We start from the raw sequence: 24,583 nt of genomic DNA on the forward strand, positions 1-24,583 counted from the left end.
GGTCCCGGGGAACAGGAGACGACGATGCGCTACATGATGACCTACGACCTGATGGAGACCCTCCGCAACACCAATCAGTGGTTGGGCGCATCCGCCCTGTCAGTGGCATCCTACCCAATTTTTGCGCTCACGCCAAACCCCGCGCTCCAATGGATGGCCGCTTGGGGTGAAGTCACCGAACGGACCTTCCAACGCATGGTGGTCAAGCCCGATTGGGGTATTGAATCGATCACTGGTGAAGATGGCCGCGATCACCTGATCAACGTGGAAACCGTGATTGAACGCCCGTTTGGCGACCTGATCCACTTTGACGTTCAGGGGCGCGAAGACATGGATCGCCGCGTTCTTCTGGTTGCGCCTATGTCGGGCCACTACGCCACGCTGCTGCGCTCCACCGTTCGCTCGCTGCTGCCCGATTGCGAAGTTTACGTCACCGATTGGCATAACGCCCGCGACATTCCGGTTTCCGCCGGGAAATTCGATGTCGAGGATTACACCCTCTACCTCATGGACTTCATGCGCGAGTTGGGCAGCGACCTGCATGTTATCGCCGTCTGCCAACCCGCGCCCCTGACCTTGGCCGCCACCGCCTATCTGGCCGAGTTGGACCCCAAGGCCCAACCCCGTAGTCTGACGCTTATCGGCGGCCCGATCGACCCCGATGCAACCCCAACCGACGTGACCGACTTCGGACGCCGCGTGACCATGGGGCAGCTAGAAGAAACCATGATTCAAAGGGTGGGATTCAAATACAAAGGCGTCGGGCGCATGGTCTACCCCGGCCTGCTACAGCTCAGTTCCTTCATGTCCATGAACGCCGAGCGCCACGGACAGGCCTTCATGGATCAGATTGGTCGTGTCTCGCGCGGAGAAGCCAGCGATCACGACCCCCATAACAAGTTTTATGACGAATACCTCGCAGTTATGGACATGCCCGCGGAGTTTTATCTTTCCACCGTCGAACGAATTTTCAAGAACGGTGAGATCGCGAAGAACGAATTCGTCGTCGATGGGCACAAGGTCGATATCGGAGCGATCACCAATGTCGCCGTGAAAACCGTCGAAGGCGCGAAAGATGACATTTCCGCCCCGGGCCAATGCGTGGCGGCCCTTGATCTTCTCACCGGCCTACCCGACGACAAGAAAGCCAGCCACCTTGAACCCGAGGCTGGCCATTACGGCATTTTCGCGGGCCGCAGCTGGCGCAACAACATCCGGCCCCTTGTGCTTGATTTCATCGACGCCAACTCCGAAGCACCGGCCGAGCGCAAACGTACAAAGCCGCGCAAGGCCAAGCAGAAGGCGGCAAACAAAAACGCCGCCGCCTGAGCTTACTCGAGACAGTGCAGTCAAAAACGGCGCGGACCACCGCGCCCTTTTTTCGTTTTGGGGTTAAGCGTCCGGCCGCCGGATTGCCACCAGTTGCACCCCGGCATCCCGCAGGACGTCCATGACTTCGGCAAGGGTCCAATCGTCGGCCGCCTTGGCCGTTTCCTTGGTTAGACGTCCTTTGTGGCGCAACATGTGCAAGGCATGTGCAACCTCCTCATCCACTCCCGTTGCAAGCGCATCGCTCAGATAAACTGCACGCAAGCGCGGGTCGGTGAAATGGGCCGCCAAATCGGTTCGGAGGCCAGGCTTACGATCAGGCATACTCTTACTCTCAAACTATTCAGGTTTGCGGCAAACTAGGCCAAGCAACCCGCATTTTGCTGGCCAAATCCGAACAATTTTAGGAAAATCGGATATTGGGACGACAGCTAACGCCAATTCGTAAAACTGTTCCGGATGCGGAAACAAGATTAAAATTTGATAGGATCAATCATCTTTTCGTTGACGTAGCCAGCGCAGGATCGGAACGATATCCAAGGCTGCGACAGCTACCCCCAAGGGAAACATCCAAAACCCCAAAACCGGCAGGAAACCAAGCACTCCAAACCCCATCAGAATCAGGCCCAGCAACAACCGCAACCCCGGCGGTACATGGCGCTTGGTCCAGACTTGCAGCCGCCTGCGCACACGGCGAAGGCGCGCCTTGGCCCCACCCTTGGCCTCAGGCATCGGCGCGCGTCTGCAGAACGAAGGGCTGCCGCAACCATTCTTGCAGCGCCGTCGTGGTGGCATCCGGGGCTTCCAGGGTGGGAATGTGCCCGGCTTGCTCGATCACCTGCAACTGCGCATAGGGGATCAAATCGGCCATGAAGCTGTGGCGCTTCACCGGGGCCAGCCCATCATGCACACCACAAAGAACCAAAGCAGGGACTTTGCAGCGACGTAAAACAGATTGGTAGTCGCGCCGGCGCTGCAGTGCCCGCATTTGCCGGATGATAGCCTCCTCGCCAATGTCTTCCGCCATGGCGAGCACGTCAGCCATCAACGCCGTGCGTTGCGGCCCCGGTGCGAGACTCTCGGGCGGAACCACCCCTTGCACTGCCTCCTGCAAACGCCCGGAGCGCAGCTTTATGATCAGCGGCTCGTATTCCGCCGCCGATTGTGGTGTTTCCGCCAACGGATTGGTGTCCATAAGGGCAATGCGCGTGACCCTTTCAGGCGCACGGCGCATAAGCTCCATCGCCACGATCCCGCCCATCGACAAACCCGCAACCGCAAAACGGCGTGGCAACATATCCAGCAAGCCCGAGGCGATCTCTTCGACCCTCTCGCCATGGAAGATCGGGGCCACGCTGACCATCGTGTCTCGGCTCATTACTGCCAGTTGCGGCGCGAACACCCGCGCGTCACACATCATGCCCGGCAGGAACACCAGTGGCTCACGCATCGGGGAACATCCTTTGTCTCTCGGGGTCTCACGGCCCTGTTGCCTCACATCCACCTTGCCACAGTAGGCCGCCGCGTCAAGCGCGGGCTGACCCTAGCACCGCTCTATCGTCGCAGCGTTGCAACCCATTCGAGGATACGCTTGATCGCCTTATCAGTGTTGCCCGGGGCCATGATGTCACCGGCGATGACATGCGCCAAAGGGTCGTCGCCTTGGCGCAGGTCCGGGTAGCCGCGCGTCACCGGCGCGCCCCATCGCTCTGCAACCCGCACCGTTTCAGAGGCATCCACCACCGCGTCCTTGTCCGAGAAATAAAACAGAGCCGGCACCGTGATCTTGCCATGATCCAGATTTGCCGCGTGTTTCACGATCGCCGCCATCGGAAAAACCGCGACCGAGGGATACTCGGTTGTCCAATGCGCCGCCTGCTGCTCATTCATCGGCTCGAACGCGCGGCGCTTTCCGGCCAGTAACGGCAACCAATGCCGTGCGGCGGGCCAAGTCAGCAAAGGGGCCACCGCATTGTTGATCCCGAAGTTGGGCGAAACGAACACCGCACCAACCACGTTCTCCGCCAAGTCGGGTTGCGCCAAGGCCGCCGTGGCAACGCTCGCTCCGGTCGACGTCGCGATCACCAAGACCTTGCCTCCAACGGCGCGCGCCGCGGCCAAGGCTTCGGCGGCATCCCTCATCCAATCCTGAACTCGCGCTGTCGCCATGGCGTCACCGTCGCGCCCATGGCCTTTGAACCGCGTATAGACCAGATTGGCCCCCAGCGCCGCGGCGACCGCATCGGGCACCGGGCGGATTTCCTCCGAACTGGCCGAGAACCCATGCATGTAGACCACCGATAAAGGCGTGGTCTCCTCTGCCTGCCCTGCCCAGATCACGCGCTTTTGCGCCCCCTCACGCAAATTCGGCACATCGGCTTCGGCCCGCTCGAAATACGCCGCAACGCCCTTCTCGAACCGCTTCGGATCAAAGCGGACGTCCACGACCACCGGTTCGCGCGCCCCGAAAACAAAAAGCGCAGCAAGCCCGATGGCCAAAATGCCAAAGATCCACAACGCATGGCGCATCATGCCTTCGCCGCCCGCGCGCTGACCTCTTCGATCGAGGCTTCAATCAGCGACAAACACTCCGCGTCCGAAAAGCGATGATCCGCGCCATCCACCAAAGTAAGGCGCATATCAGGGCCGCTCGCATGGTCCAAAAGCCTCAAGGCGACGGATATATCCACATCTTCATCGGCCGTGCCTTGCAAAAATCGAACAGGAAACGGCAAATCCAAGGTATCGCGCAAGACAAGATGCGCTCTCCCGTCTTCAATCAACCTCCGGGTAATGATGTAGGGCTCACCGTAATCACTGGGCAGGGCCACCTGCCCCTCGGCCTCCAATGTCTTGCGCTGCGCCTCATCAAAACTGGCCCACATGGAATCCTCCGTGAAGTCCGGCGCCGCCGCAATGGTGACCAAGCCCGCAACGCGTTCCGGCATTGCCCGGGCACACAAGAGCGAAATCCAGCCCCCCATGCTGGAGCCGACCAATATCTGTGGCCCATCGGTCATTGCGCCGATCACCGCCATGGCATCTTCGGCCCAATCGCCAATGCTGCCATCGGTAAAGGCTTCTGATGATCGTCCATGGCCGGAGTAGTCAAACCGCAAGAAGGCGCGGCCCTTCGCGCGCGCCCAGTCTTCCAGGTGGACCGCCTTGGTGCCCTCCATGTCGGATTTGAAACCGCCAAGGAACACCACGCCGGGGCCGTCCCCTTCAATCTGGTGATAGGCCAATCGCCGCCCCTCGGGCGACATGAAGAATTCAGGCTGCGTCATCTTGGGCTCCCCTGTCTCGATGTCGGCGCGAGCGTCGCCGAAACCGGGGGCCATATGCAAGCCGCAAAGGCCTTTTACGTCAGGTTATAGAACCGACCAGCCCCTCAATCCGCCTTAGCGACCATTCCGCCTCTGGACCGGATTGAACCGCATCATCGGTGCGGCGGTTCTCCGTGGCGCACATCTTGCGCGGCGCTTCACGGGTGAGTTGCAGGTACTGCTCTGTCAGGGTCGTCCCATTATCGGACTGTGCCATTTTGGGGGCTCTCATGCCTCTTGGTTGCCGTTTACGCCGCGTACAACGCAGCATGGAACAAGCGTTAACCAAATTGTCACAAAATAGAAATCTCTTTTTATGTCAGCCTGTTACATAGACAATCGCATACAGGGGCACACATCTGCACACGGCCTTAGGCATCCCGAAGCCGCAAGGCCAAAAGCCCGCCCAGCAAAGACATGGCCGCAAATCCCGCCAAGGCCGCCTGCGGCCCAAGCCATGTCAACGCACCACCAACCGCGCCCACGGCAAGCAAAATCAAACCAATCGCGGTATTGGCAATCGCTGCGTTGACCGAACGACGATCCTCCGGCGAAATATCGACCAAGTAAGTTGACCGCGCCTGACGCACCCCATGATAGGCCACCATCAAGACAAAAAGGATCGACGGGATCACCCAAATCACGTTGGCCAGTCCATTGACCGCCGCAATGATCGCCAAGACCATGGAAAGGGCCCCCAAAATGCCCGCAAGCAAAAGCATGATGCGCGACGACCGATCGGCAAGCCACCCCCAGACATAAGAACTCACAAATCCCGCCGCAGAAGACGCCAGTACAAGCCCGCCCAGCATACCCAATGCCTCTGCCCCGGACCGCGTACCAAGAACGACAAGATAAGGCGGCGCAAGCGCCGTCGAAACCAAAAGCCCCCGCACCAGAATGAACTGCCGCAAGTTCCTGTCATCTTTCAGAATTTTCAAATAGCTCTCAGCATCCGCCCGGCCGTCTGTCGCACTGTCCTCTTCACGAAGCCGCCCGAGGACAGCCGCCGCCAATAGCCATAAAACACCCGCTACTGCGATTGCGGCAATCACAGCGCGTTCATTTTGCAGAACGCCACTGACCAGCAAGAGCGCGAATACAAAGACCGCCGCCGACGAAACCGATCCCGCCGCGCCGGTCACCGTCCCACGGCGCGTTTTGCCCACGGTTTTGCCCAAGATGTCCTTGTAGGAAACAGAGCATGCGGCACGCGACACCGCCAAACCTGCCAAGATACCGCAAATCGCCAAACCGGCGGCCCAGCCAGCAAGCGTCAAAGCTGCGAGGGCGATCAGCAAAGCGGCAACCCCTTGGCCCGCACTGCCCAACACCCAGACCCAACGCCGTTGGCGTCGCCGCTGCAATATCCCGGCCATTGCGATCTGCGGAAGCAGTGCCCCTGCTTCTCGGATCGGCACCAACATGCCTATGAACACAGCAGGCGCGCCCAAAACACCCAACAGCCAGCTCAACACCAACTTCGGGTCTATAAGACCGTCAGCTACCTTCGAAAGGCTTAGCGCCACGATGTGGCGCAAGCCATTTTGCGCCTCAACCGGGTCGCTCTTCTGCCCGGTCAGGCCTTCGAACAGATTTGGCAAGCTGTCCCTTTCACAAGTCCTTTATCGGTTACCCACCGATGTAAGGCTGCTGCTGGGGACGGTAAAATACTTTTTGATTGTGCAACCGGCCCAAAAGGTCATGGATTTGGCGCACCGAGTGATCCAAGTCTTCGTCGACAGTTTCCTGTTCCACCAACTGGCCTGCCAGCTCACTTTTGGTTTGACGCAGCGCTGTTTCGATCAAATCCACATCTTCCACAGACAGTTCGAAAGTCTCATTAAATTTGGTCATCGCTCTCACTCCTCAATGGCAGCTTTTCCTAGAAGTTTCCGATAGGTGATATCCGACAATATACGCGCCATTTCCGACAACTCCAGATGATTTTCCTAGATGCGTCAATGTGTTACCGATGGCCTTGCATACCGTTGAACACGGTATCAATTTCATGTTTGGCAAAACTGGAAAAGTTTGTTTCTGATCAGAAACTTGTTCGTAACGCGCACAATTGCACGCCAAGGCACACCATCGCATCCACCGGTTTGCCTTACGCAGGTTTTTCCGCCCTGCTTCTCCAAAAGCCCGCAACAGGATGACCGACTACCGCATCCGCACGGCCTTTTCGCCTTCCCGGATACGCCATGCTAGCCCGATAGTGTCGTGCAAACGGATGACCTCGCCGCGCTTCTTCAGCGCCTTGCGCCGACACGCGCGGCGTAATCAGCCTGCGCGCCACGATCCCTCGGCTTGCCCCAGCTTCTCGCCGATCAGAGAGCTTTTTCGGGATTTTTCGTACGAGTCGTACGAGGTTCAGTGAGCGTGCCTCGTTTTTCGTACGAAACTTGGGGGGCAAGCGTACGACTCGTACGACATTCCCGCGCTTGACTTGACGCCGCTCAACGGCCAAAAGACGCGCGAGACATATAACCCGCAACCGGGCGTTCCGTGGGCGCCAAACCGACGAGGAGCTACAGGCCAATGGCCCAGATTTCCCTTACTTTTCCTGATGGTAACGCGCGTTCCTACGAGGCCGGGATCACCCCCGGCGAAGTTGCCGCAGACATTTCAAAATCCCTCGCAAAGAAGGCCATCTCGGCCACCGTGAACGACCAGCACTGGGATCTCCAGTGGCCGATTGACCACGATTCTTCCATTAGTATCAATACGATGAAAGATGAGGGGCCTGCCAACGAACTGATCCGTCATGACCTCGCCCATATCATGGCCCGCGCTGTCCAGGAACTTTACCCGGATGTCAAAGTCACCATCGGACCGGTGATCGAGAACGGCTGGTACTACGATTTCGATCGCGATGAACCCTTCACCCCCGAAGACCTTGGGGCGATTGAGAAAAAGATGAGGGAAATCATCAATCTACGCGACGAGGTGCGCACCGAAATCTGGGATCGTGACCGCGCGATCCAGCACTATCGCGACAACGATGAACCCTTCAAGGTCGAGTTGATCGAGTCCATCCCCGGCGATGAACCCCTGCGCATGTACTGGCACGGTCACTGGCAAGACCTCTGTCGTGGCCCCCACCTGCAACACACCGGCCAAGTGCCGGCAGACGCCTTCAAGCTGATGTCCGTCGCTGGGGCCTATTGGCGGGGCGACTCTGACCGGAAGATGCTGCAACGCATCTACGGCGTGGCCTTCACCGGCAAGGAAAAACTCAAGAATTACTTGAACTTCCTTGAAGAAGCGGAAAAACGCGACCACCGCAAACTGGGCCGCGAAATGAACCTTTTCCACATGCAGGAAGAGGCCCCGGGCCAGGTTTTCTGGCACCCCAATGGCTGGACGATCTACACGGCGCTGCAAGACTACATGCGCCGCAAACAGCGGGCGGGTGGCTACAAAGAAATCAACACGCCACAGGTTGTGGATCGCAAACTCTGGGAAGCCTCGGGTCACTGGGACAAGTACCAGCATCACATGTTCGTCGTTGAAGTCGACGAAAGCCGCGACGGCGAGAACGACGATGCGACGGCCAAGAATAAGGATCAAACCCGGATCAACGCGCTCAAGCCGATGAACTGCCCCTGCCACGTTCAGGTATTCAATCAGGGTTTGAAATCCTATCGCGACCTGCCCCTGCGCCTTGCCGAGTTCGGGTCTTGCGCAAGGTTCGAACCGTCCGGCGCCCTGCACGGCATTATGCGCGTGCGCGGATTCACTCAAGACGACGCGCATATCTTCTGCTCCGAAGAGCAGATCCAAGAAGAGTGCGCGCGCTTCATCGACTTCCTTGCAGGCGTCTACCGTGAACTGGGCTTTCCCGAGTTCGAAATCCGCTTCGCCACACGGCCCGAGAAACGCGTCGGCTCCGACGAAAGCTGGGATTACGTCGAGGGCGCGCTTGAAAATGCGATCAAGGCCGTCGGCCGCGACTACACGTTGGAACCGGGCGATGGTGCCTTCTATGGGCCCAAGCTCGATTTCTACCTAACGGATGCAATTGGGCGTGTCTGGCAATGCGGTACCTTTCAGGTGGATCCGAACCTCCCGGAACGCCTTGGCGCGACATACATCGCCGCCGATGGCGAAAAGCATCGCCCCTACATGTTGCATCGAGCCTGCCTTGGCTCCTTCGAGCGGTTCATCGGCATCCTGATCGAAAACTGGGAAGGCAAACTGCCCTTCTGGCTGGCCCCGCGGCAGGTGGTCGTCGCCTCGATCATTTCCGAAGCCAATGATTACGTGCAAAAGATCGTCGAGCAACTGAACGCCGTTGGCATTCGGGCTGAGGCCGATCTGCGCAATGAAAAAATCAACTACAAGGTTCGCGAGCATTCAGTCGGCAAGGTGCCTGTGATCCTCGCCTGCGGGATGAAAGAGGTGGAGGAAGATACCGTCTCGGTCCGCCGTTTGGGTGAAAAGCAAACCCGAGTGGAGGCTTTGGCGGACATCGTCGAAACCCTTGCAAAAGAAGCAACTCCGCCTGACCTTTTGTAACAATTGGCATATTTTCAGTCTCGGGCCGTGTAATATATTGCGCGGCCCGCTCGCAGAATTGAAATTTTCCGTTTCATTCTAGTTGCTTCGCGTCCCTGGCGTTCTCACGCTTGCTAACGCGCCCGTGTTTAACGCGGACGTGAATAGCCATGTGAGCCTTTGCAAACATACCCTTTTGACATCGCTGATCCGCATTTGCGGCAGGGATGAGATTTGCAACAATCTAGGGAGAGCCCGATTATGTCCAAAACAATGAAAACCGTCGCCATCGCTGGCGCAATGACTGCCGCACTGGCCGCGCACAGCACACCCGCCGCCGCTCAGGAAAAAGAGAAATGCTATGGTGTTTCGCTGGCGGGGGAGAATGATTGCAAGGCCGGTGCAGGTACGACATGCGCGGGTAGCTCGACAGTGGATTACCAAGGCAACGCTTGGACACTTGTCGATGCCGGCACCTGCGAAGACATCGAACTGCCGGATGATCGCATGGGCAGCCTTGAGCCTCTGGACCGCGATCTTCCGTCCTAAAGTCGACATGGGTGCGCCCAAATCGGGCGCACCTACTTCCATCTTTTTGAAAGGTGACCCATGCTTGATTCCAGCATTCCTTTTCCCACGCTGCCTCCAGCGCCCGGCGTTGGCTACAAGCCACAGCACTTCCAAGACATCTTAGGTGACGCGCGCCCGGTCGAGTGGCTTGAAGTACATGCCGAGAACTACATGGGCGAAGGCGGGCGTCCCTTGGCGCAACTGCGACACCTTGCCGAGCGTTTTGCAATTTCTGTCCACGGTGTTGGGTTAAGCATCGGTGGCGAAGGGCGGCTTGACCCCGACCATCTCGCACGTCTCAAGCACCTCTGCGGCTGGCTTAACCCGGCGAGTTTTTCGGAGCATCTGGCGTGGTCAACACACGACAGCCATTTTCTGAATGATCTCCTGCCCCTGCCCTATACGTCAGAGACCTTGCAGCGTGTCGCCGACCATATCGACGAGGTGCAGGAATCAATTGGACGACGAATGCTTCTGGAGAATCCATCCAGCTATCTGGCGTTCGAAGAAAGCACCTATTCCGAAACCGACTTTCTGTCCGAAGTGACGCGCCGCACGGGCTGTGGCCTGCTATTGGATGTGAACAACGTCTTTGTCTCTTGCACGAACCTGGAACTTGATCCGCGCGCCTATATCGACGCGTTTCCCATTGATAAGGTTGGTGAAATCCACCTTGGCGGACATGATGAAGATGAAGACGACCACGGTGCGCCACTCCTGATTGACAGCCACGGTCGCGAGGTTGCCGATCCCGTTTGGTCGCTGTTGGATCACCTGCTTGAACGCAGTGGCCCCCGGCCATTGCTGATTGAATGGGATGCCAACATTCCTCCATGGTCCGAGCTTGCGGCTGAAGCCGCGCGTGCGGCGAAAGCCCTCGAAAGGGTGCCGGCATGAGCGTGTCTCAAACCCAATTCCACGATGCTCTTTTGGACAGTTCGACATCTGTTCCAATCGGCTTGAGCGATGGCCGAGGACAACCCGCAGGCGCGCGCTTCTCGGTCTACCGCAACAATGTCGCCGTCAGCTTGACCGAGGCTTTGGAAGTCAGTTTTCCGGCTATTCTCAGCTTGATAGGGCATGAGAACTTCAAGAAAACCGCCGGCCTCTTCCTGCGCCAGCACCCACCCAAGAACCCGATGATTATGGTTTATGGAGATGAGTTTCCAAGCTTCCTTGAAGACTTCGAACCACTACAACATATCGCATATCTGCCCGACGTTGCGCGACTTGAGCAAGCGTTGCGAGAATCCTATCATGCGGCGGATGCGGACGCCGTGGCCCCAAACGAACTGGCGATATTACCACAAGAAGCCCTTGCCGCATCCAAGTTGATCCTTGCCCCGTCCCTGCGACTGGTTCGTTCGCGATGGCCCATTCACGCGATCTGGTCCTACGCCTTGGACAGGAGTTCCGCAAAGCCCAAAAACCAAGGACAAGACGTCCTGATCACGCGGCCCGCATACGACCCTGAGGGCAGGGTTCTTCCCCCCGGAGCGAGCCTATTCGTGGCCAACATCCTGGAGGGCAAGACCTTGGGTGACGCCTATGAAAAAGCGATGCACGACGCGCCCGAATTTGACCTGACAGGGCTTCTGACCATGCTTCTCGACACTTCGTCGATCATTGAAATCCAAACGCAGGACTAAGCCATGACTGCCATCATTTCCCTTTACCAGACTTTCGCGACACGGCTGAACAATGCCGATTGGGTTATTTCGACCACGGCCAGATTCCTGTTTGCTGCCTTGTTCTTGATGTATTTTTGGGTGTCAGGCCTCACCAAACTGGGCGAAGGCATGTTTGGCCTGTTCTCACCGTCCGTGGGCGCGTATGCGCAGATCTTCCCTCGCGCGATGGAAGCCGTGGGATACGACAGCAGCCAACTCAGTTTTTTGCACACACTTGTCGTTTTGGCCGGAACCTGGGCCGAGTTTTTATTGCCTGCCCTGATCGTGGTCGGACTGTTGACGCGGCTATCGGCCTTGGGAATGATCGGCTTCGTAATCCTGCAAACACTGACTGACCTGTATGGCCACGGCGCTATCGGCGAGGCATCGACCGTCGGCGCATGGTTCGACAAGGCACCAGATGCAACCATCCTTGATCAGCGCGCGCTCTGGGTGTTCTTGCTTTTGGTCCTCGTCATCAAAGGTGCCGGGCCACTGTCGTTGGATCAGCTATTGCTCAAAAATGCGTCTTCGGCTCATCGGGTTTCCCCGCCGCAATCGCAAGCACACCGCCCAAAACCGTGAAACCGATTGGGAACATGGTGAAGACATTGAAATCAAAGGCATAAAACATCGCTGCAGCCGAGATCAGCATAAGCGCACCGCCCCACAGCGCGCGGATCTTGGCCATCGCACCCCCGGCGATGGCCAAGAGCGGCGCAAGGAAACTGACGCTTCGGATCAGGCCCACGCGATCGACTTGTTGGGCCAATCCTTCAATCTCGCCAAATTGATCAATGAACTCGGTATAGCCGTAGCTGAAGAACCCGACAAACACCGCGAACAGGCCCCCAATGACACCCAGAACCATAGCTGCGCTACGCATTTCAAGCTCCTAACCGTTTCAAAGCAGATAGGTATTTTTGCCAATCATCCAAGGAGTTGAGCTTGTACGTCCTTGCCCCAACCAAGGAAAAACTGATCGGTTGAGACAATCAGTGGGCGTTTCATCAAGGTCGGATGCTCGGCGAGCAATTCAAGCACGGGGCGGGCGCGCGTGGCCTCGTCCAAACCACGCCATGTGGTGGAGCGGGTGTTGAGCAGGGCATCGCCCAAGACCTCATAAGCGGATTTCAGCACGCCACCCGGCACACCCTCGGTCCGGACATCGACGAACCGCGCATCCGGCAATGATTTCAAGGCCTTGCGGCAGGTGTCACAGGTTTTCAAACCGTATAGGATCATCGCATTTCCCCGGTGTTTCCGCCTCAATAACGGGCATTGGCGGAACAGTCACGGGGGTTTCGCTTGCTTTTTACAATGCCCGTGTAATCATCCTTGGGTGCCAAGGCTTTAGGGGGTTGGTGCGTGGCCCGGCAGGATCCGGGGACGATGAAGATCAGAAGGAGAAACGGCATGCCCAGTGGCACCGTGAAGTGGTTCAACACCACGAAGGGATACGGATTTATCGAGCCAGATCAAGGCGGTAGCGACGTATTCGTACACATCAGCCAAGTCGAACGGTCGGGCTTGACCGGGTTGGCGGACAATCAGAAAGTCGATTACGAACTGGTGGAAGGCAAAGATGGCCGCCAGATGGCTGGCGACCTCAAACCCCTGTAAAACAACGGAAATTTCCGCCCAAGGGCTTAGTAACAGCCCTTCACGCCTTCGGCACAGGTGTCAACGACGCGACTGTGGCGCAGGCGAGTGACATGCCGTTTCTTCGGAACGGGATGACGCATAACCTGTTGATATGATTGGTTTTGATTGGGCTGACCGCAGCAAATGACACCGTTCATGGTGATCGGTTGCAGGCCGCTGGGGCAATAGTTGGCACCGGCGTCATAGGCGTAAATCTTGGGGCCTCCGGCAGCGGCCGGAGCCGCGATGACAGCGGCGAGAAGGGCGGCGGAGAGGGGGAAGCGCATGTGGAACCTCTTGAAAACGCTGAAAAATAATCCTGATACTGCTTGCAATCGTAGCCGATCCCCCGCCCCTGTCAAACCTTTTGGGCCCGGACGGGCGCATCCGCGAAACAATCTGAACGCGTGAGTCTTATTGACCACGCCGCGCGGACAGTGCGGCCAGCAAAATTTTCGTACGAGTCGTACGCTTACTCCCCGCGTTTCGTACGAAAATCCGGGGGGCCTGAAACTGTTTCGTACGAGTCGTACGAAACCGGGGCTTCACACGGGCCAGATCGCTGCCGCGCTGAGGGGGCCGCACGGTGGGGTCAGGGGGTGTTAACGCATTGCGGGGAGATTGGGCGCATGTCGTTTGGAGATGTCATGTCCGATGCGCTGCCCCGACCTGTGATTGATGCGCGGGCGCGGGATCAAGGCGCGCAGCGCCGCCGCGCCAAAGCCGACGCGCCCCGTCGCCCCAGAGGGGCGCCGACATGACGGTGGCACGCCTTCGGCGTGACGCGGCGGCTTTTTGGCCATTGCTGCGCACCGCTTGAGGTTTTTCGGATTTGGCAGGGATAAAGCGCTGCCGCCCATATGGGGCAATCGCCCCCGCGCGCGTCGTCTTTGGCGCGGCTCTGGCACAATCAATAGCTGTATTGCAACAGAGGGCCACGCCCGGCCCTGGGAGGGCATTGGGGCGGGGGCTTGGTGTGGGGCGGTCCAAGAGTCCGAAACCGATATTCAGCATGGCAACTGTTGCAGGACGCCCTCCCGGGGGGAGGGTCGGGCGTGGCCCGTCAGAGCCGGGCGGCTCGGGTTGCCAGCGATGCGCTATGATTCCAGCGCAGAGAAGTTGGGCAATTGGTGTTACCCCAACACCTCCTGAAACTCGCGCCATTCCCCCTTGCTCATGCCTGAGGTTTCCTGGGTGACCTCCTCGCCTTTCAGCATCCGGCGGAGGCAGTCGAGGCCCTTGGCCGAGAGGGTCGCACCGCCCATGCGGTAATCCTCGAAAGCGCCATAGGCAGCGGGGACCCAATCGGCGACGATCTTGCAGAGTTCCTCGGCATAGACGCGGATTTCGTATTGGGCGTGGTGGTCGGCGCGCAGGCGCAGGAAGTGCAGCAGGTTGTGCAGGTCGACTTTCCAGTACCATTGGGTATAGACATTGGCGGGCAGGTTCATGCGGGCCAGCTCCCGCGCGAGGCCCTGTTGGCCCTCTTGGCTGATCATCTCCTCGTAGTGGTCATAGGCGCGCATGGAATCCTCTTGCAGGAGGCGCAGGACGCGCTCGGCCTCTTCGCCTTGAAGCGCCTCACCGCGGCCTTGGTTGTTGGTGGTGGATTGCGCGGCGAGGTGATCGGGGGCGGGAATGTAGAACTCCCGATCAAGGATCGAATAGCGGGCGGAGTATTCGTTGACGTTAGCGGTGCGGTGGCGGATCCATTGGCGCGCGACGAAAACCGGCAGTTTGACGTGCAGCTTGATCTCGCACATCTCGAAGGGCGTGGAATGCCAGTGGCGCATGAGGTAGCGGATCAGCCCCGCGTCATTGCTGACCGATTTGGTGCCTTTGCCGTAGGACACGCGGGCGGCCTGACAGATGGCGGCATCGTCGCCCATGTAGTCGATCACCCGGACAAAGCCGTGATCGAGCACCGGGTAGGCGGTGTAGAGGTGTTTTTCCATCCCCGGGGCGGTGGTGCGCAGGGTGGATTGCGGTGTGCCGCGCTGGTCTTCGATTTCGGCCTGTTGTTCGGGGCTGAGGGGCATGGGGCATCCTTTCGTCAAGCGGGGCGAGTCGTGACACGACTATATCTCGCGGATCGCGCGGACAAAACGACAATATGGGGTGCTGATCGTGTTTCCTGAGCGAAGGCATGCCTTGTGCGGTCGGTGGTGCTTGTGCAGTTCGAGGTGATGAATTCGACGGGCTGAACGGCGACTTGGGTGTCGGTGGTCAAGATGAGCTTGGCTTTGGCTTGTGAATCCGGGGCTTTCCCCTCGACAGACGCGCAGGCACGATTATCCTTTGACGAAAGATTTGAAAGGAGTGATCCGCGATGCGCGTAAGATACCTGCACACGATGGTTCGGGTGAAGGACCTGGAAAAATCCAAGGAATTCTATGAGTTGCTGGGCCTGAAAGAGGTTCGGCGCATGGATGTGGAGGCCGGGCGCTTTACGCTGGTTTTCATGGCGCCGGAGGGGCAGGAAGAGTGCCCGGTGGAGCTGACCTATAACTGGGATGGGGATGATGCCCTGCCCGATGACAGCCGCCACTTTGGGCATTTGGCCTATTCGGTCGGCAATATCTACGAGATGTGCGCGCATTTGCAGAACAATGGCGTGACCATCAACCGCCCGCCGCGTGACGGGCGGATGGCCTTTGTGCGCAGCCCTGACAATATCTCGATTGAGTTGTTGCAGGAGGGTGAGGCGCTGGAGCCGGCCGAGCCTTGGGCCAGCATGGAGAACACGGGCCATTGGTGAGGATTTGCGCGGCGCTGTGGCTTTGGGCCTTGGCGGCGCTGCCTGCCGGGGCCGAGGGGTGCCGTTTGGCGTTGGTTCTGGCGCTGGATGTGTCCTCGTCGGTGGATGAGGTGGAATATGATTTGCAGCGCGTCGGGCTGGCCGCGGCACTGGACGCGCCCGAGGTGCGGCATGCGATCCTCGGCGGCGGGGCCGGGGCGGTGGCGCTTTCGGCCTATGAGTGGAGTGGGCGCTACAAGCAGAAGGTGCTGCTGGACTGGGCGCTGTTGCAGACAGAGGCGGATATCGACCGGGCGGTTGATGCGCTGGCCGGGTCGGTGCGCAGTGAAAGCGAGTTTCCCACGGCCATGGGCTATGGCATCGGCTATGCCGCGCGGATGCTGGCGCGCGCGCCTGAATGCGCGCGGCGGGTGATTGATGTCTCGGGCGACGGGGTGAACAACGATGGCTTTGGCCCACGCCTTGCCTATCGGCATTTCCCCTTGGCCGATGTCACCGTGAATGGCTTGGTCATCCTTGGCCATGACGAGGAGGTTTTGGGGTTTTACCGCAACGAGGTGATCCGGGGGCGCAATGCCTTTCTTGAGACCGCCAATGGTTTTGAGGATTTCCGGAACGCCATGACCCGAAAGCTCTACCGCGAAATCAACGATATCATGCTGGGCGGCGCGGTGCCCCCTGCCCCGCGCGGATGAAATGCGCGGCGCTATTGTTTGGCCTTTGGGCCGGGGCGGCGCAGGCGGCGTGCCGGCAGGCCTTGATGTTGGGGCTGGATGTCTCGGGGTCGGTCGATGGGGCCGAGTATCGCTTGCAGTTGGAGGGGATTGCGCGCGCCATGGAGGCCGCAGAGGTTCAGGCGGTGGCGCTGTCCATGCCGCAGGCGCCCATTCGCTTGGCGGTTTATGAATGGGGCGGTGTTGGGCAACAGCGGGTGCTTGTTGATTGGGCCGAGTTGCGAGATGCGGAGGATATGGCGCAGGTGGCGGCGCGATTGCGGGCGGTGACACAGCGCTATGACGATCCGGGAACGGCCATCGGCGCGGCCATTCGTTGGGGGGCCGAAGCGCTGGCGACGCAGGATTGTTGGCAAAAGACCTTGGATATTTCCGGTGATGGTCCGTCGAACGATGGCCCGCATCCGGGGCAGTTGCCTGACGCGGCGGTTGCGGGGATCACCGTCAATGGTTTGGTTGTCGGGCCGCAGGCGCGGGCCAATATCAGCAAGGACCTGAGCCAAGTGATTTCGATGCAGGCCTATTACCGGCGGCATGTGATCCGGGGCCCGGGGGCCTTTGTTGAAACCGCATCGGATTATCAGGACTTTGCAGCTGCCATGCAGCGCAAGCTGGAAAAGGAGATGGCCGCGCCGCAGGTGGTGCGGGCACGGCCATGAGCCAAGGAGAAGGCCGGTAAAAAAGTTGCGTCAGTAGATATAGCGGATCTGGTCCGTCCAGTAGCGTTCGACCCGGCGCAGGGAGCTGGTGATCTGGTCGATGCCATCAAGGCCGATCACGCCTTTGTCCTGCATGCCGTCGGCGTGACGTTCGAAAAGCTGTGCCACGATATCGCGAATACCGCGCCCCTTTTCAGTGAGCCGGACCCGGACCGAGCGGCGGTCAACCTCACAGCGTTGGTGGTGCATATAGCCCATTTCCACCAGCTTCTTGAGGTTGTAGCTGACGTTGCTGCCTTGATAGTAACCGCGCGTTTTAAGCTCCCCCGCTGTCACCTCGTTGTCGCCGATGTTGAACAGCAAAAGCGCCTGTACCGCGTTGATCTCAAGAACGCCGACGCGTTCGAATTCATCCTTGATGACATCCAGAAGCAACCGGTGCAGCCGTTCGACCAGCGCCAGCGCATCAAGGTAGCCTGTCATGAAACCCTGCTTGTTCGCGGGGGTCTCGAAGGGGGTGTGCAAACTCATGTCCGTCTCCGTGCGATACTGCTCAGAGAGGGACATTGGGATAAATTGCCGAATAATCGGTTAAACCCTATGGGAGGCGTATAAAATCCGAACTAAAGTGTATCGCGAATAACCTGAATGACAGCTTTTCGCGAAATGCAGCCCAGCACTGAATCGTTGCACGCGTTCCGTCCTTCGCTGATAGCTCAGATCAAAGGCGGACCACTTTATTTGGCACCGCTGGCGTTCGAAAGCCGTGCAATATCTTCGATCAGAGGCGCGAGCGCATCAGGTGCCGGGGCCTGCCCCGTCACCCATTGATAGAGATCCTGATCGTTTTCGGACAGAAGCGCATCGTAGGTGTCGAGGCTGGCCTCATCCAGATCGGCCAAGCGCGTGTCGGCGTAGCGGCCAAGGATGATGTCCATCTCCTTGATGCCACGCCGGATGGAGCGCATGTAAAGCCGCTTGAGCCGGATGTCGCGGGTTTCTTCAGGCACCCGCCTCGTCCTTGAGTTTGGAGCGCAGGGTTTTTTCCAAGCGGCCCAGGCGGTCCACGTATTGCGCCATATGAGTGCGGATATCGCGAATCTCGGTCAGCATTTCGGTGACGTCACGCGAAAGTTCACCTTCTTCCCCCGGCGCGTCGGGGCCATCGCCCTCGCCCGAAAGCAGCCACAGAAGCGAGACATTGAGCAGGCCCGCCATCATCGACAACTTGTTGGCGCGCGGCTCGCTCAGGTCGTTTTCCCAGCCTTTGAGGGTCTTGAGTTTCACCCCAAGGCGTTTGGCCAGTTCCGTTTGTGTCATGCCTGCTTGTTCGCGGGCACCGGCGACACGGTCGCCGAAGGTGGTGGCCTCGGGGTCGAACCAGCCGTCGTTGGTTTGCTCGTTCATGGGACTTCCTTTCGCGTGATCCTGCAGGGTGCTTGATACGTCTTGTCGCGGACTCTAAGACATTCGAAGAAGTGATACAAACCGGAGCCTGACATGAACCCTCTTTCCGCGACACTATCGCGCGTCAAACCGTCCCCGACGATCGCCATGACCGCCAAGGCGGCGGAATTGCGCCGGGCGGGCAAGGATGTGATCGGGTTGAGCGCGGGGGAGCCGGATTTCGACACGCCGGACCATATCCGCGCGGCGGGCATTCGGGCCATTGAAGAGGGCAAGACGCGCTACACCGCGCCCGATGGTATCCCCGAGTTGAAAGAGGCGGTTTGCGCCAAGTTCAAGCGCGACAACGGGCTGGACTACACCCCGGCGCAGGTGAGTGTGGGCACGGGCGGCAAGCAGATCCTTTACAACGCGTTGATGGCGACGCTGAACCCCGGTGACGAGGTGGTGATCCCGGCGCCCTATTGGGTGAGTTACCCCGATATGGTGCTTTTGGCGGGTGGCACCCCGGTGATTGCCGAGGCGGGTGTCGAGACCAATTTCAAGCTGACGCCCGAGGCCTTGGAGGCCGCGATTACCGACAAGACGCGGTGGTTCATCTTCAATTCGCCGTCGAACCCGACCGGGGCGGGCTATGCATGGGATGAGTTGAAAGCGCTGACCGATGTTTTGATGCGCCACCCGCATGTTTGGGTGATGAGCGATGATATGTACGAGCATCTGGCCTATGACGGGTTTGAATTCTGCACGCCCGCGCAGGTGGAGCCGGGGCTGTATGACCGCACACTGACCTGCAACGGGGTCAGCAAGGCCTATGCGATGACCGGCTGGCGGATCGGTTATGCCGCGGGGCCGGAGGTATTGATCGGGGGGATGCGGAAAATCCAGAGCCAAAGCACCTCGAACCCCTGCACGATCAGCCAGTGGGCGGCGGTGGAGGCGCTGACTGGAAGTCATGATTTCATTGCGTCGAATAACGCGGTGTTCAAACGCCGCCGCGATCTTGTGCTGGAGCGTTTGAACGCCATCGAGGGGATCACCTGCCCGGTGCCGGAGGGGGCGTTTTACGTTTATCCTTCGATTGCCGGGCTGATGGGCAAGACCAGCGCCGGTGGAGCCAAGATCGACAGTGACGAGGCATTTGCCACCGCCCTTCTGGAAGAGGAAGGCGTGGCCGTGGTCTTTGGCGCGGCCTTTGGGCTGTCACCCGCATTCCGGGTGAGTTATGCCACGTCGGATGAGATGCTGGAGGAGGCCTGCACCCGGATTACGCGGTTCTGTGGCGGGCTTCGGTAAGCTCGCGCGCGCCGATTCACGTTGATCGGAATGCCGCAGGCACGGCAAAATGCGCCGGCGTTGGAACCTGGATTGTTGCTTAGACCGTCAATTTGTGGATTGTAACGGCAAAAAGACAGTGTTTTTTAGGGGGCTTTATGACCGGAGACTTGCCGGAATATTACTTCAGGGTCCGTGACAACGGGGCCTTCGTGTTCCGCGTGGACACCGAGAACCGGCAGCGACGGATCGACATGGACCAGATTGCCGTGGTCAATATCCGCAAGGCCGAGATCAAGCCCCATGGTGACCGCGAATTGAGCGAGGCCGATATTGCCGCCATCGAAGACTGGATGGCCGAGCGCGCCGAGATCCTCGCCCATCGGGACATCGACGATATCTTTCGGGCGGTGGATTACCTCAACACCACCACCCATTGGGCGCAATCGCGCGCGACGGCAGAGCAATTGGAAGAAGTGACCGATGCGCTGCTGCTGGCGATGCATGACTTGCGCACCGTTCTGGTGCGCAAGAAGGCGGATCGGTTGATGAAGGGCGAGTGAGTTTCGGACAAGTGGCCGATTGAGAGACAAAGCCCCTCGAATGGTCAGGTCTGGCGCGCTGTGAATTCCTGTCCCGGCCAAGGCTTTTCGAAAAGCCTTGGACCACGCAAATTCGAATTTGCGTGACAAGCGCCTTCGAAGGCGCTTGTCGGAAGGCGTTTCGAAACGCCTTGCCAGCCTAACGAAGAATGTCCGGCCTGCCCGGCGCTTCGTGGCATTGGGTGACCAATTTCACTCCAACATCGCCGCGCCTGCAATCGGGCCGTGGCCGGATTGCTGGATCAGTACGACCAGCGGCTGGTCGCCCTTGAGCGGATGGCTGACGCGCAGGGGGTTGGCCCCGGTCCATGTGCCCAGGGGTTCCATCGACGTCACGATATTGGCATAGCTGAGCGTTCTCCCTGCATTTTCGCCGGACTTGATGGCCACGGTGGCCTTGGGCCTGTAGCGCAGAAGCGTGATGTCCATGCGCGCCGGTACCGCCCCCCGCGGAGTGGCCATGATGTGCAGGGTGTCGCCTTCGCGGCGCAGTTTGAGTGTCACGGGGTTGGGTTTGGCATGGTGCTTGGCGATGGCGGCGGCCACGGCCTTGGGCTTGGTGCCCGCCACGCCATAGCTGCCATCGACGATCATTTGCGGAGTGTAGACCATTCTTTTGTTCTGTGCCGCCGCATAGGATTTTTGCCGTGCTGTATAGGCGGGATCGGCAAAACTGTCTTTCCACCCGATGTAATCCCAGTAGTCGACATGCATGGCCAGTGCGACGACCCCTTCTTGCTCGGCCAGTTCATGCAGGTAGGCATCGGCGGGCGGGCAAGACGAACAGCCCTGCGAGGTATAAAGCTCAACCACCACGGGCCCGGGACCTTCGGCAAGGGCGGGGCTGGCCAGCATCAGAAAGGCGGCGACCCAATGGCGGATGTTTCGCATGGCGGTGTCCTGTGTTTGCGGCAGTCTTGGTTACCCCATTGTTCTATGTACTCGGCACCGAAACGGCCAATCAAGGTTTCGTCAGTACAGGGTGATGCTTGATTTTCATGTGATTCTGCGGCAAATTGTGTGCAATAGTATACAATTTTGCCTGACTCCTCTTGATCGGGGTTTTCAAATCGGTCAGAAGCAGGCCAGCGAATTCCTATTCCTGCCTTGAACGTGAAAGGAAGGCCAACAATGCCTATCACCGTCGGACATGACACCACAAAGACGCGCAAGGAATTGAGCGTCAACGGCAAGACCTTTGCCTACTACTCCATCGCTGCCGCTGAAAAAGCGGGCCTTGGCGATTTTTCCAAGCTGCCTGCTGCGCTGCGCGTGGTTTTGGAAAACATGCTGCGGTTCGAGGATGGCAAGACCGTCACGGTCGACGACATCAAGGCGTTTTCCGAATGGGCCACCAAAGGCGGCAAGAACCCCCGCGAGATCGCCTATCGCCCGGCCCGCGTTCTGATGCAGGATTTCACCGGCGTTCCCGCCGTTGTGGACCTTGCCGCGATGCGCGACGGGATCGTGGCATTGGGCGGCAAGGCCGAGCAGATCAACCCGCTGAACCCGGTTGACCTTGTGATCGACCACTCGGTCATGATCGACGAGTTCGGCAACCCGCGCGCCTTCCAGATGAACGTGGACCGCGAATATGAGCGCAACATGGAGCGTTACCAGTTCCTCAAGTGGGGTCAGGGCGCCTTCAACAACTTCCGCGTCGTGCCGCCGGGCACGGGCATCTGCCACCAGGTGAATCTTGAGTATCTTGCCAAGGCCGTCTGGAGCGACGTGGACCAAGACGGGGTCGAAGTGGCTTATCCCGATACCCTCGTCGGCACCGACAGCCACACCACCATGATCAACGGTCTGGCGGTTCTGGGCTGGGGCGTGGGCGGTATCGAGGCCGAGGCCGCGATGCTGGGTCAGCCGATTTCGATGCTGATCCCGGAAGTCGTCGGTTTCGAACTGACCGGCGAGATGGTCGAAGGCACCACCGGCACTGACCTTGTCCTGAAGGTCGTGGAAATGCTGCGCGAGAAGGGCGTTGTCGGCAAGTTCGTGGAGTTCTATGGAAACGGTCTGGACAAGCTGCCGCTGGCGGACCGGGCGACGATTGCCAACATGGCGCCGGAATATGGTGCGACCTGCGGTTTCTTCCCGATCGACGACGAGACCCTGCGCTACCTGCGCAACACCGGGCGCGACGAAGACAGCGTTGCATTGGTCGAACAGTATGCCAAGGAAAACGGCTTCTGGCGCGATGCGAGCTATGCGCCCGTGTACACCGACACCCTGAGCCTTGACATGGGCACCATCGTTCCGGCCATTTCCGGGCCGAAACGCCCGCAGGACTACGTGACACTGGACAAGGCCGCCCCGGCGTTCTTTGACGTGGTTTCCGAATATCGCGGCGAAGACGAAACCTCGGCTGCCACCGATATGGCGGCTGAAGGCCCCGCGCCCGATGCCCTGATCGACCCGCGCAAGAGCGCGAAGGTCGAGGGCGAGGATTACGAGCTGCGCGACGGGTCGGTGGTGATCGCCTCGATCACGTCATGCACCAATACCTCGAACCCCTATGTGATGATCGGTGCGGGCCTTGTGGCGCGCAAGGCGCGCGAATTGGGCCTTGATAGCAAACCTTGGGTGAAAACCTCGTTGGCACCGGGCAGCCAGGTGGTGTCGCATTACCTTGAGGCGGCCGGCCTGCAGGACGATCTGGACGCCATCGGCTTCAACCTTGTCGGCTATGGCTGCACCACCTGCATCGGCAACTCCGGCCCGCTGCAGGAGGAAATCTCGAAGGCCATCCATGACAACGACCTGATCGCCACAAGCGTTCTGTCGGGCAACCGCAATTTCGAAGGCCGGATCAGCCCGGACGTGCGCGCCAATTACCTCGCCTCGCCGCCGCTGGTGGTGGCCTATGCGCTGGCCGGTGACATGAACATCGACCTGACGCATGAACCGCTGGGCCACGATAAAGACGGCAACCCCGTCTACCTCAAGGACATCTGGCCGACGCAGAAGGAAATCGCCGATCTGGTCGAGAAGACCGTGACTCGCGAGGCCTTCCAATCGAAATATGCCGATGTCTTCAAGGGCGACGAGAAGTGGCAGGAGGTGGAGACCTCGGAAGGGGAAACATACGACTGGCCGCCGCAGTCGACTTACGTGCAGAACCCGCCTTACTTCCAGGGCATGGCGAAAGAGCCGGGCACGATTTCCGACATCAAGGGCGCCAAGATGCTGGCGCTTCTGGGCGACATGGTCACCACCGATCACATCAGCCCGGCGGGCAGCTTCAAGCCCTCGACCCCTGCGGGCCAGTACCTGACCGAGCGTCAGGTGCCGGTGCGCGAGTTCAACTCCTATGGCTCGCGTCGTGGCAACCACGAGGTGATGATGCGCGGCACATTCGCCAACATCCGTATCCGCAACGAGATGCTGGATGGTGTCGAAGGCGGCTACACCAAGGGCCCGGACGGCGAGCAGACCTCGATCTTCGAGGCGGCCATGGCCTATCAAGAGCAGGGCACGCCCCTGGTCGTCGTGGGCGGCGAACAGTACGGCGCGGGCTCCAGCCGTGACTGGGCCGCGAAGGGCACCAACCTGCTGGGCGTCAAGGCGGTGATCGCCGAGAATTTCGAGCGTATTCACCGCTCGAACCTCGTGGGCATGGGCGTGATCCCCTTCGAGTTCACCGGCGGCGACACCCGCAGCAGCCTGAACCTGACGGGTGACGAGACTTTCGACATCACCGGTCTGGAAGGCGATATGAAACCGCAGGCCGAAATTCCCTGCACCATCACCTATGCCGATGGCACGACCAAGGAGATCACCTTGAAGTCGCGCATCGATACGGCGGTGGAAAAAGAATACGTCGAAAACGGCGGCGTGCTGCACTATGTGTTGCGCAACTTGGCCAAGTCGGCAGCCTGATTTTCGGATCAGACAAGTTAGAGGGGCGGCCTATCGGGGCCGCCCTTTTTTGTTGGTTTGACGGGCCGTTGACCCGTCTTGGTTCCAACGTGGGCAACGTCCTTGCGGGAAACCGGGAAGCGGGTTCATGGTGCCGCATGTCGGCTTTGCGGGACGAAGCTGCCGCCCGAGGATCGCGAAAGGATTGCCGTCGAGCGCAACCGCCCGGCGCAGTCCGGGCATCG

The 24,583-nt window shown here is 59.4% G+C and carries 29 protein-coding genes; 13 read left to right on the forward strand and 16 right to left on the reverse strand.

The annotated features are described in order from the left end of the window. Positions 1-24: 24 nt before the first annotated feature. Positions 25-1,329, forward strand: a complete 1,305-nt coding sequence (gene phaZ / locus QZ498_RS13580; RefSeq protein ID WP_294623128.1) for a polyhydroxyalkanoate depolymerase — start codon at positions 25-27, stop codon at positions 1,327-1,329. A gap of 63 nt (positions 1,330-1,392) precedes the next feature. Here the strand turns inward: phaZ and QZ498_RS13585 are convergent, their stop codons facing one another. The 8 genes from QZ498_RS13585 to QZ498_RS13620 form a co-directional block, all read right to left on the reverse strand. Continuing rightward, positions 1,393-1,653: a hypothetical protein gene (locus QZ498_RS13585; protein WP_294623130.1), complete on the reverse strand. Its 261-nt coding sequence runs from the start codon at positions 1,651-1,653 to the stop codon at positions 1,393-1,395. Between the two features lie 165 nt (positions 1,654-1,818). Next, the gene (locus QZ498_RS13590) at positions 1,819-2,061 is read right to left on the reverse strand and encodes a hypothetical protein (protein ID WP_294623132.1); all 243 of its coding nucleotides are present in this window, start codon (positions 2,059-2,061) and stop codon (positions 1,819-1,821) included. Then, positions 2,054-2,779 carry an alpha/beta hydrolase gene (locus QZ498_RS13595; protein ID WP_294623134.1) on the reverse strand — a complete coding sequence of 242 codons (726 nt, stop codon included), beginning with the start codon at positions 2,777-2,779 and terminating at the stop codon, positions 2,054-2,056. The genes QZ498_RS13590 and QZ498_RS13595 overlap by 8 nt, the downstream gene beginning before the upstream one ends. Positions 2,780-2,883: 104 nt before the next feature. Further along, positions 2,884-3,861, reverse strand: coding sequence for an alpha/beta fold hydrolase (locus tag QZ498_RS13600; protein WP_294623136.1), 978 nt, complete (start codon positions 3,859-3,861; stop codon positions 2,884-2,886). Next, positions 3,858-4,616 carry an alpha/beta hydrolase gene (locus tag QZ498_RS13605; protein WP_294623138.1) on the reverse strand — a complete coding sequence of 253 codons (759 nt, stop codon included), beginning with the start codon at positions 4,614-4,616 and terminating at the stop codon, positions 3,858-3,860. Before QZ498_RS13605 ends, QZ498_RS13600 begins: the two co-directional genes overlap by 4 nt. A 79-nt stretch (positions 4,617-4,695) precedes the next feature. Continuing rightward, positions 4,696-4,872, reverse strand: coding sequence for a hypothetical protein (locus QZ498_RS13610; protein ID WP_294623140.1), 177 nt, complete (start codon positions 4,870-4,872; stop codon positions 4,696-4,698). Positions 4,873-5,026: 154 nt separating this feature from the next. Beyond that, positions 5,027-6,259, reverse strand: coding sequence for an MFS transporter (locus QZ498_RS13615; protein ID WP_294623142.1), 1,233 nt, complete (start codon positions 6,257-6,259; stop codon positions 5,027-5,029). A 28-nt stretch (positions 6,260-6,287) separates the two neighbouring features. Beyond that, the gene (locus tag QZ498_RS13620) at positions 6,288-6,512 is read right to left on the reverse strand and encodes a hypothetical protein (RefSeq protein ID WP_294623144.1); all 225 of its coding nucleotides are present in this window, start codon (positions 6,510-6,512) and stop codon (positions 6,288-6,290) included. A 684-nt stretch (positions 6,513-7,196) separates the two neighbouring features. On the opposite strand from QZ498_RS13620, the gene thrS reads away from it, so the two are divergent. From thrS to QZ498_RS13645, 5 genes are all read left to right on the forward strand, one after another. Continuing rightward, positions 7,197-9,176 (forward strand): threonine--tRNA ligase, encoded by a 1,980-nt coding sequence (gene thrS, locus QZ498_RS13625; RefSeq protein WP_294623146.1) that lies wholly within the window; start codon positions 7,197-7,199, stop codon positions 9,174-9,176. A gap of 240 nt (positions 9,177-9,416) precedes the next feature. Beyond that, complete coding sequence (locus QZ498_RS13630) at positions 9,417-9,704, forward strand: DUF2282 domain-containing protein (protein ID WP_294623148.1); 288 nt, start codon at positions 9,417-9,419, stop codon at positions 9,702-9,704. Positions 9,705-9,764: 60 nt separating this feature from the next. Further along, positions 9,765-10,622: a DUF692 domain-containing protein gene (locus tag QZ498_RS13635; RefSeq protein ID WP_294623150.1), complete on the forward strand. Its 858-nt coding sequence runs from the start codon at positions 9,765-9,767 to the stop codon at positions 10,620-10,622. After that, positions 10,619-11,374 carry a DNA-binding domain-containing protein gene (locus QZ498_RS13640; protein WP_294623152.1) on the forward strand — a complete coding sequence of 252 codons (756 nt, stop codon included), beginning with the start codon at positions 10,619-10,621 and terminating at the stop codon, positions 11,372-11,374. The genes QZ498_RS13635 and QZ498_RS13640 overlap by 4 nt, the downstream gene beginning before the upstream one ends. A 3-nt stretch (positions 11,375-11,377) precedes the next feature. Next, positions 11,378-11,980: a DoxX family protein gene (locus QZ498_RS13645; RefSeq protein ID WP_294623154.1), complete on the forward strand. Its 603-nt coding sequence runs from the start codon at positions 11,378-11,380 to the stop codon at positions 11,978-11,980. Here the strand turns inward: QZ498_RS13645 and QZ498_RS13650 are convergent. Both QZ498_RS13650 and QZ498_RS13655 read right to left on the reverse strand, forming a co-directional pair. Then, on the reverse strand, positions 11,913-12,281 hold the full coding sequence (locus tag QZ498_RS13650; protein ID WP_294623156.1) for a hypothetical protein: 369 nt from the start codon (positions 12,279-12,281) through the stop codon (positions 11,913-11,915). The genes QZ498_RS13645 and QZ498_RS13650 overlap by 68 nt on opposite strands. A gap of 44 nt (positions 12,282-12,325) precedes the next feature. Continuing rightward, entirely contained in the window at positions 12,326-12,640 is a 315-nt protein-coding gene (locus QZ498_RS13655) for an arsenate reductase family protein (RefSeq protein WP_294623157.1), read from the reverse strand. Positions 12,641-12,811: 171 nt separating this feature from the next. Here QZ498_RS13655 and QZ498_RS13660 point away from each other — a divergent pair, with 171 nt between their 5' ends. Next, on the forward strand, positions 12,812-13,018 hold the full coding sequence (locus tag QZ498_RS13660) for a cold-shock protein (RefSeq protein WP_294623159.1): 207 nt from the start codon (positions 12,812-12,814) through the stop codon (positions 13,016-13,018). Between the two features lie 26 nt (positions 13,019-13,044). Here the strand turns inward: QZ498_RS13660 and QZ498_RS13665 are convergent, their stop codons facing one another. Together QZ498_RS13665 and thyX are read right to left on the reverse strand one after the other, a co-directional pair. Continuing rightward, positions 13,045-13,326 carry a hypothetical protein gene (locus QZ498_RS13665; protein ID WP_294623161.1) on the reverse strand — a complete coding sequence of 94 codons (282 nt, stop codon included), beginning with the start codon at positions 13,324-13,326 and terminating at the stop codon, positions 13,045-13,047. Positions 13,327-14,172: 846 nt separating this feature from the next. Next, entirely contained in the window at positions 14,173-15,078 is a 906-nt protein-coding gene (gene thyX, locus QZ498_RS13670; protein WP_294623163.1) for an FAD-dependent thymidylate synthase, read from the reverse strand. A gap of 290 nt (positions 15,079-15,368) precedes the next feature. On the opposite strand from thyX, the gene QZ498_RS13675 reads away from it, so the two are divergent. From QZ498_RS13675 to QZ498_RS13685, 3 genes are read left to right on the forward strand one after another with little or no spacing between them, the layout of a single operon-like run. Further along, on the forward strand, positions 15,369-15,797 hold the full coding sequence (locus QZ498_RS13675) for a VOC family protein (protein ID WP_294623165.1): 429 nt from the start codon (positions 15,369-15,371) through the stop codon (positions 15,795-15,797). After that, on the forward strand, positions 15,764-16,492 hold the full coding sequence (locus tag QZ498_RS13680) for a DUF1194 domain-containing protein (RefSeq protein ID WP_294623167.1): 729 nt from the start codon (positions 15,764-15,766) through the stop codon (positions 16,490-16,492). The genes QZ498_RS13675 and QZ498_RS13680 overlap by 34 nt, the downstream gene beginning before the upstream one ends. Then, a complete protein-coding gene (locus tag QZ498_RS13685) occupies positions 16,489-17,190 on the forward strand; it encodes a DUF1194 domain-containing protein (RefSeq protein WP_294623169.1) in 702 nt (233 codons plus the stop codon). Before QZ498_RS13680 ends, QZ498_RS13685 begins: the two co-directional genes overlap by 4 nt. Before the next feature lie 30 nt (positions 17,191-17,220). Here QZ498_RS13685 and QZ498_RS13690 read toward each other — a convergent pair whose 3' ends face one another. The 3 genes from QZ498_RS13690 to QZ498_RS13700 form a co-directional block, all read right to left on the reverse strand. Further along, positions 17,221-17,721: a winged helix DNA-binding protein gene (locus QZ498_RS13690; RefSeq protein WP_294623171.1), complete on the reverse strand. Its 501-nt coding sequence runs from the start codon at positions 17,719-17,721 to the stop codon at positions 17,221-17,223. A 206-nt stretch (positions 17,722-17,927) separates the two neighbouring features. Continuing rightward, entirely contained in the window at positions 17,928-18,158 is a 231-nt protein-coding gene (locus tag QZ498_RS13695; protein ID WP_294623181.1) for a succinate dehydrogenase assembly factor 2, read from the reverse strand. A 34-nt stretch (positions 18,159-18,192) separates the two neighbouring features. Then, the gene (locus QZ498_RS13700) at positions 18,193-18,597 is read right to left on the reverse strand and encodes a helix-turn-helix transcriptional regulator (protein ID WP_294623172.1); all 405 of its coding nucleotides are present in this window, start codon (positions 18,595-18,597) and stop codon (positions 18,193-18,195) included. 93 nt (positions 18,598-18,690) lie between these two features. Between QZ498_RS13700 and QZ498_RS13705 the strand changes: the two genes are divergently transcribed. Further along, positions 18,691-19,893: a pyridoxal phosphate-dependent aminotransferase gene (locus tag QZ498_RS13705; RefSeq protein WP_294623174.1), complete on the forward strand. Its 1,203-nt coding sequence runs from the start codon at positions 18,691-18,693 to the stop codon at positions 19,891-19,893. 137 nt (positions 19,894-20,030) lie between these two features. After that, complete coding sequence (locus QZ498_RS13710) at positions 20,031-20,435, forward strand: hypothetical protein (RefSeq protein WP_294623176.1); 405 nt, start codon at positions 20,031-20,033, stop codon at positions 20,433-20,435. A 231-nt stretch (positions 20,436-20,666) separates the two neighbouring features. Here QZ498_RS13710 and QZ498_RS13715 read toward each other — a convergent pair whose 3' ends face one another. Then, entirely contained in the window at positions 20,667-21,365 is a 699-nt protein-coding gene (locus QZ498_RS13715) for a thioredoxin family protein (protein WP_294623178.1), read from the reverse strand. Positions 21,366-21,605: 240 nt separating this feature from the next. On the opposite strand from QZ498_RS13715, the gene acnA reads away from it, so the two are divergent. Further along, the gene (gene acnA, locus QZ498_RS13720) at positions 21,606-24,359 is read left to right on the forward strand and encodes an aconitate hydratase AcnA (protein ID WP_294623180.1); all 2,754 of its coding nucleotides are present in this window, start codon (positions 21,606-21,608) and stop codon (positions 24,357-24,359) included. Positions 24,360-24,583 lie beyond the last annotated feature (224 nt).

This window comes from uncultured Roseovarius sp., assembly GCF_913057115.1.
Taxonomy (GTDB): domain Bacteria; phylum Pseudomonadota; class Alphaproteobacteria; order Rhodobacterales; family Rhodobacteraceae; genus Roseovarius.